Source organism: Deltaproteobacteria bacterium, from assembly GCA_016874755.1.
Taxonomy (GTDB): Bacteria; Desulfobacterota; Binatia; order UBA9968; family UBA9968; genus DP-20.
Genome location: VGTH01000085.1, coordinates 1 through 6,947, shown reverse-complemented (window position 1 = coordinate 6,947; position 6,947 = coordinate 1). Strand labels below are relative to the sequence as shown.

3 protein-coding genes and 1 pseudogene are annotated in these 6,947 nt (G+C 58.7%); all 4 read right to left on the bottom strand.

Translation table 11 applies throughout. The features are described 5' to 3' along the window. A partial coding sequence (locus FJ145_26290) for a hypothetical protein (protein MBM4264920.1) occupies positions 1-169 on the bottom strand: 169 nt, incomplete at its 3' end. A 154-nt stretch (positions 170-323) separates the two neighbouring features. Next, positions 324-662: a P-II family nitrogen regulator gene (locus tag FJ145_26285; protein ID MBM4264919.1), complete on the bottom strand. Its 339-nt coding sequence runs from the start codon at positions 660-662 to the stop codon at positions 324-326. Beyond that, positions 659-3,787 (bottom strand): DUF2309 domain-containing protein, encoded by a 3,129-nt coding sequence (locus tag FJ145_26280; GenBank protein MBM4264918.1) that lies wholly within the window; start codon positions 3,785-3,787, stop codon positions 659-661. Before FJ145_26280 ends, FJ145_26285 begins: the two co-directional genes overlap by 4 nt. 938 nt (positions 3,788-4,725) lie before the next feature. Then, positions 4,726-6,366, bottom strand: a pseudogene (locus FJ145_26275) (NADH-quinone oxidoreductase subunit L). Positions 6,367-6,947: the final 581 nt, after the last annotated feature.

Below are 6,947 nucleotides of genomic sequence, written 5' to 3'. Positions count from 1 at the left end.
TAGCTGTGAGGCGATGATCTACCGCGCGGTCAGTCTGGGCAAACTGGACCAGGTTAGAGGCAATTTGCAGGTCACGCAGCCGCAAGCTCTGCGACACATTAAACGGAAAGGTAATCGCCAATGCCATGGCAACATAGAGGCTAGGGTTGGCCGCGGCGGCCCTGACGATGTTGGTCTAGCCTAGCGGGCTCCTGAAAAGCTCTTCGGAGCCCTTCGACTGGCTCAGAGCCTGCCCTGAGCCTGCCGAAGGGGCGAACGGATCTTAGGTTGAGGTCATTGAGAAGAATTCGTTCAGCAACCTGCCAGCGCCCATCCACCGCCGCTTAGGTTTCTTTGGCCGGCGTCGAAAAGTACTCTAGCCGGCTCACGGCCACGTCGGAGACGAACATAACGCCCGTGTGTTTGGCGAACAGCGGCTTCAATCCCGCCAAAATCGGCTCGACATTTTCCGGCGCCACGACAGTCATGAGCATGACAATGCTGTCCATCTCATTGAACATCGTGTGCGATGTGTGAAAGCCGTGATGGCCCTTGCCGGAGATGTTGTGGATGATGGTGTAGCCGGTGGCTTTTTTGTCCAGCAAGTCGGTGGCGAATTTCAGCTGCTCGCCTTCGATGATGATCCTGATCTCTTTCATCGCGTGAAGCGTCAGGTCGCTCATGTCCGTCCTCCTTTGGTTTTGGGCCGGTCGATGGGTTGCCAGCCTTGTCTTGGCACATACGCATGGAAAGCATGTTCTTTCGGTTCGATGGCAATCAAGTGCAGCCACTCGTTATCGTAAAGGCGGCGCAGAGGTCGCTGGCGATCGACGATCGCCTCGATGCGCTCGCGCGGCGCCTCGATCAATGTGAATAGGCGCATCGCTTCGTGATAGGGACGCGACCCGCTCATGACCGTCTGCCAGGCGAGGCCGGTGCGCAGGTCGCTTTGCGGGCCGGACATGACCGCGATGCGGCCCGCGACGTTGTGATAGATCTTGCTGCCGCCGCCGTAGACGTCGTGATCGACCGTTGAAAAGTAATGCTCCATGTTAATCCACTGGGCGACGATCTGCGGGCCATTCATGATTGCCTCCAGGAGCCGGCCGTCGCGATCTTCGCGGTAATCATAGGAATGGAGAAAAACGCGCCCCTCAAGATCGATACCGCGGGTCAGCGCGCGCCGCCCGATGATAAACGCGGCGTTGCGCGATAGACCCCACTCCGGCCGCACCTGGCTCCAGTCGTTGCTGCGCCGGCGCACCAGCCGCTTAGCCTTGGGGCTGTGCAACTTCCTGCCGATCTCGGGAAAGCGGGCGCAGCGTTCCTGACTGCTCAACTCCCCCGCGCGGGCAAAATCGCGAATTAGCTGCACGACATCTTTTCTATGCGTTGGCGGCAGGTCCTCGAGATCGAAAAGCTCCACGTCGTCGGTCGTCGTGTTATGTTGGCCGGCAATGAAATAGGTATCCGGCGGAATCGCAATGCCGTTCTTCGCCAGCTGCTGCCGCACTAAAGGTTTGTTGGCCATGGTCGCCAACACGCGGGCGTTGGGCTTGCCCGGGTTGCCGCCGCAGGCGCCGCAATCGAGCGCTGCTTCGAAGGGGTTGTTCTCCGAGGCGCTGCCATGGCCGCAGAGCAGCACGAGGCGGGCAAAATTGCGCACCAGGCCCATCATGCGCAGCGCGGTCTCGACGGTGAGCACCTGCTCGTTCAGCGTGAAGCCGGTGCGGGTGATGCGCTCCATGCGCGCGAAAGCCGCGCCTTCGTTGATGCCGTAGTCGCGCCGCAAGTCTTCGACGAAGTGGGTCTCTTCTTCAGGAGAAAGCGCGGTAGAACGTGCCTGGGGCGACGGTTCGCCAGCACTCGCCTCGTCGAGCGCGCGGCGGCGCAAAAACTCCAGCCGCTCGAGCGAAAGATTGAGATTGCGCTCGCCAAACTTTTCTTGCAGCGCACGGCGCGTCGTCGCGCGCTGCTCGCTGGCGATCATCTCTTCGACTTCTTGGCGCGAGAGTTTGTCCACCGTCAGCGTGGTTGCCACCGGCGGTACCAGTTTATGGCGCAGCCATTCGGTCGCCTTGCCATACCAGTTGGGGAAGAGCGTCTTGCCAAACATCGGCAGGCTGTAAAACCAACCGAGCGATTCGATCATGACGTAGGGTGTGATCACGTTGCCTTTAAGATCGTAGAGCAAGGTATGACCGGCTTCGACTAACCGTTCGCGGTGCTGCAGCCGCATCAGATACTGACCCTGATAGCTGCGCGGTATTTCGCGCACCAGATTCTTGCTTTTCAAGATCACCGGAAACTGGTCGGTTTCCCGCTCGCTGTTAAGCGATCGATGGCGGATGGCAACGGCGAAAAAACCGGCGAAGCCAAAGGTTTCATAGTCGCCGGTCGCTTCGAAGTGGCGCCGCAGCGGCTCGGAGCGCACGTCGATGCAACACACTAACTGGGCTTGCGGGCGAACCGTAAAGTCGCCCGGCGTGTCTGATTGTGGCGCGGAGCGGTGCGGCGAGTTTGGGTCTGAGTTCAAAGCCTGGCTGGCGCTGACCCTCTCGATCAGCGCCTCACGGTAGCCCGCCTCGAAAGCCCGCAGCCAAACCCCTCCCTGTTGCGGTTCGGCGAAGCTTTCGAGCCATTGGAGCAGAGTCGATAGGTGATCGCTCGCGCTGTTGGCCAGGGACGCAGGCTCAAGCTCCAATGCCCGTGCCAACGCGACCAAGCGCCAGGCGGCACTCAAAGCGCCGGGTCTGTCAATTTCGCTCCTGTCTGCAGGCGTTGCGCTTAGAGCAGCTTCCGAAGCGAACCGAGCGCGGAGGGCGTCGATGCTGCCGGTGACTCCTAGGTTGTTTTCCCAGGTCATCTGCACCAATTCGCGCTCGTACCATAGACGCACCGCGAGATATTCGACGAGGTCAATCGGGAAAGCGCGCTGCCAGTCGTACTCTGTCTGATCGGCGCGCCACTTGATGAAACCGGCCCAGCCGGACAGCGCTGCAAGGTGAAGTGACAGATAGTCCTGCCATGCCGGGGCGGCGATGCCGAGCGCCGCTAGACTTTCGAGCAGCGCGTCTTCGGGACGCGGCGACAGGTCGTCAATCTTTTCCTGATTGTTGTCGATGCCGCAGGGCGACCACTCGCGCTGCGCTAGATATTTCCAGGCGTGATAGAACCCTTCCTCGCGGCGAGGCATGGCCCAGGTGGCGTGGCCTTCGTCCAAAAACGCTTCGCACCATTTGATCAATTCGCGGTTAATTTGCTCGGTGATCTGGGTGCCGAAGGTGCGGTCGCACCAGCTCGATAACGTTTCAGCGCGGCTTGATGCCGGCCTTTGGGTTCGAGGCGGCAGCGAAGCTTCGAGTTGAGTTGCCAGCGCCGAGATCACTTTGTGATCTGGATGGTTCTTGAGCAAGTCGTCGAGCCGATCTTTAGCGGGCGCCGGGAGACTGTGCAGCAGCTGAGCCCGCAAGACTTCCAGGTGCGAGATCGCGCGGCCCTCGCATTCGATGGTCGCCGGTGTGACTTGGAATTTCAGGGCTTCGTCGAGGTGACGCCGCTGAATTCTGCCGGAGCGATAGTAGTCGCGGAACAGGGCCAAGGGCAGATAGCCCTTGCCGCCTCGATGCTGTTCGCCGCGCTCAACCGCTTCGTCGAAAGGCAACTCTTCTAGTCCATGCAGTGGATTGTGATGCACGAAGGTGCGCATGGGCCAATAGTAGGAGATGATCTCGCTGGCCAGCTGGATCTGCCCGCGCAGCTCCATGCGCTGCACTTCGCTGTACGGCGCTGCGATTTGCGCTACCACCGGTAATGCTCCAAAGCGGCGCGCAGCCCGTTGGCGGTTAGATTTGATGCCGATAGATAACGCGGCGCGAAGCTCAAAACGATGAGCAGCAGGAGGACAGCGCCGAAAGCCAACGCTTGACGGGGCTCCAGGTCGACATAGGCAACATCCTCGCGATGGGGGCCGAAGAGAAGCCGCTGCATCATTCTGAAGAGATACCAGGAAGCGAAAAACCAGGTGAGCACAATTACAACGACGGCCCACGAGATGGTTATCCCGGGCCGCAGCAGTAACGTCAGGTAAGACGAAAAAAGACCCAGCGGAAAGACTCCGATGGCACACATCACCAGTAGCGCCAATAGAGTCGCAAAGAGGGGCATGGGCCGCGCCAGCCCATGCATGCGGTCCAGGGTCAGCTCGCCGTAGCGCGCGCTCAAGTAGTGCGCGGCCGATAATAGCGCCGCGGTCAGCAAGGCGATGGAGGCAATGTAGACAATGCTTTCCAATGGCATCCGGCCGGTGGCGCCGAAGCGCCACCAGAAAATCGCGAAGAAAGCCACGCTCCCCTGGGCAATCATTGGCCGAAGGTCACGCTGCGCGAGAGCTTTGAGCGAAGCGAAGAGCGACCCGCACAGCGCCAGCACGCTCAAAGCTCGGATCGACGCCACGGGAACGCCGGCGGTGAAGTTAGCCAGCATAAGCAACCCTGCTAATGGCAAACCGATGGCCAAAGCGCCGGCACCGGCAGCCGGCAAGCGGATGAGCAGCGCGACGTAGCTCCACTGCAACGGGAACAGCGGCAAAAGCAAAGCGCTAGTAATAATTGCCGCAGCTTGGGGGAGGGACAGATCGACAAATGACGGACCGGCAGCGGCGGCCAAGCCGACAGCAAGCAAAATAACGAAGTAGTGAAACGGCTGACTGTCACTGAGCCGGCGAGTCTTTAGACGGCAAAAATTGCCGAGGCGCAGCGCCAAACCATCGAGATAGAGGCGATTCAAGAGTAATAGGTAGAGACGCACTTGCCCGCGTCGAACCCAGGTCGGCAGGCGCACCCTGCGACCATGGCTGTGCACATAAATCAAATACCAGCTGTAGATGATCAGGAGCGCGAACCCGGCGACGATGGACTCGAACAACCAGGGCGGCAAGGCGCCGGCCTTAAAGTGACGCTCTACTTCCCCAGGGGTCGGGGAGAGAAAATAGGTAAAGCGTTTTTCGGCAAACAAATAAGTGGTGACCACGACGAACAGCGTGACCAGCATGGTCGCGGCAACTTTCCAGGAAGCCACCGCCTGCAACCGATAGAGAGTCAGAATGGCTTGCGCGGACGTGGCCCAGCCGAAGAACAGAAATATCGTCGCGCCGTGGGATTCCGCCAGCGGTATTCTTAACACCCCATGCGCGCCAAGCAGAATAACTATAGGAAGGATTAGCGTCGCGGCAAGGCCGGTAATCCATGTGAGCGATGAAAACTCGGTTGTCTTATCAGGCGCATGTTTGTGGGACAGCTTTGGTTCCTGGCGCGCCGCGTGAATGACGCCGCCGCAGTTCAAAAACAACGTGCCCTTAAACAGGCCGTGGGCGATCAGATGAAAAATTGCCAAGCCGTAAGCGCCCAGGCCGCACTCCATGATCATGAAACCCATCTGGCCGATGGTGGAATAGCCCAAGGTTTGTTTGATGTCGTTTTGCACCAGCATCAACGACGAACCAAGAATCGCCGTGAGCACACCGATAACAAAAACGATATGCAGCGTCATCGGGCTGGTATCGTACAGAAGTGCCATTCTGGCCAAGAGGAAACCTCCGGCATTGATAATGCCGGCGTGCAACAAGGCGGTTACCGGAGTCGGTGCGTAGAGTGCGTCAGGTAGCCACATGTGCAACGGAAATTGCACTGACTTGCTCATGGCGCCGACAAAAATCAGCAGGCAGATGACGGTATTGGCCTGGATCGCGAAACCATTGGGCCAAAGTGCCAGCAGGCTTTGGGTCCTGGCGGCGCGTTCGAAGATCTCCTGCAAGTCGAGCGTACCGTACAGGGAAGCGGCGACGATCACCCCGGCGAGGAAAGCAGCATCGCCGAAACGCTGTATAATAAAGGTGCGGAACGCGCCGCGCGCCGTCGGCGCATGGGCGTAGTTGTAGGAAAGCAGAGGCAGGAACCAACTGATCAACTGCCAAAATAAAAAAAGCTGCAACAGATTGGCGCTTGAAACCATGCCGAAGAGCACGAAGGTTATCAAGCCCAGATAGCTGTGATAGCGGCCGTAGCCAGACTCTTGCTGCATATAGCGAGTCGAGAAGATCTGGATCAGCATGCTGATGGCGGCGATGTGCACCAGCATCACGGCCGTGAGCCGGTCGAGACGGAAGCCAAATTGAAAATAGGCATCTCTGGCGTGACTGAAATAGATCGTCTGCGATCCGTTGGTGGGGACTTCGATGAGGGTTAACAGAGCGAAAACGAAAGCGATGACATCGGCAACGACGCCGACAAGTCCAAGCTTGGGACCGAGGGCGCGGCCAAACAGGCCGGCGCTCAACCCGGCCAGAAGCGGTGCGAGTAGAATGAAGGTTGCGTAGTAGCCCAGCATCTCTTAAACAAAAAACGGACCGCGCGGTCACAGACTTTTGGAGTAATTCATGCCCGGAAAAAGGTCCCCGTGTTGAAGTTGCCTCGCTAAATCTTCGAACAAATACCAGCGTCACCAAAGGAACGCAACCAAGATTTGCCTCGTTCTCAGAGTCTGCTTGAACGTCCCAAGACGCGCGAATTAATGAAGTATCGGGAGGTGTCTGCGTTAAAGCAGATGAAATCAGCGGCAGGCCCGGAATATGCTTGCGCCAAAGATTGGCCACGGCGCGGGTGCGCAGGTCGGCCGAGCCGGCGGGAGGGCCGCCCAAGACCACGGTGATGGTTTTATCTTGATAAAAGGGTGTTTGAGCTTGGCTCGGGCTTGCGCTCCAGAGCGTGAACACTAACAGAACCAACAGAGTTTTCATGAACCCCTCCGACGAAAGTCAGTTTTCATACTCCGGCGCGGCCAAGAGTCGGTCGTGTCGAACTGCCCAAAGGTCAATGGCAAACTGGAAGCCCACTTCACCCAGGTACTGCGAGAGGGCCGGAAGAAGCTCGGTATCGAACCGCGTTAGGTGATCGTCATGGCTGTGGAGA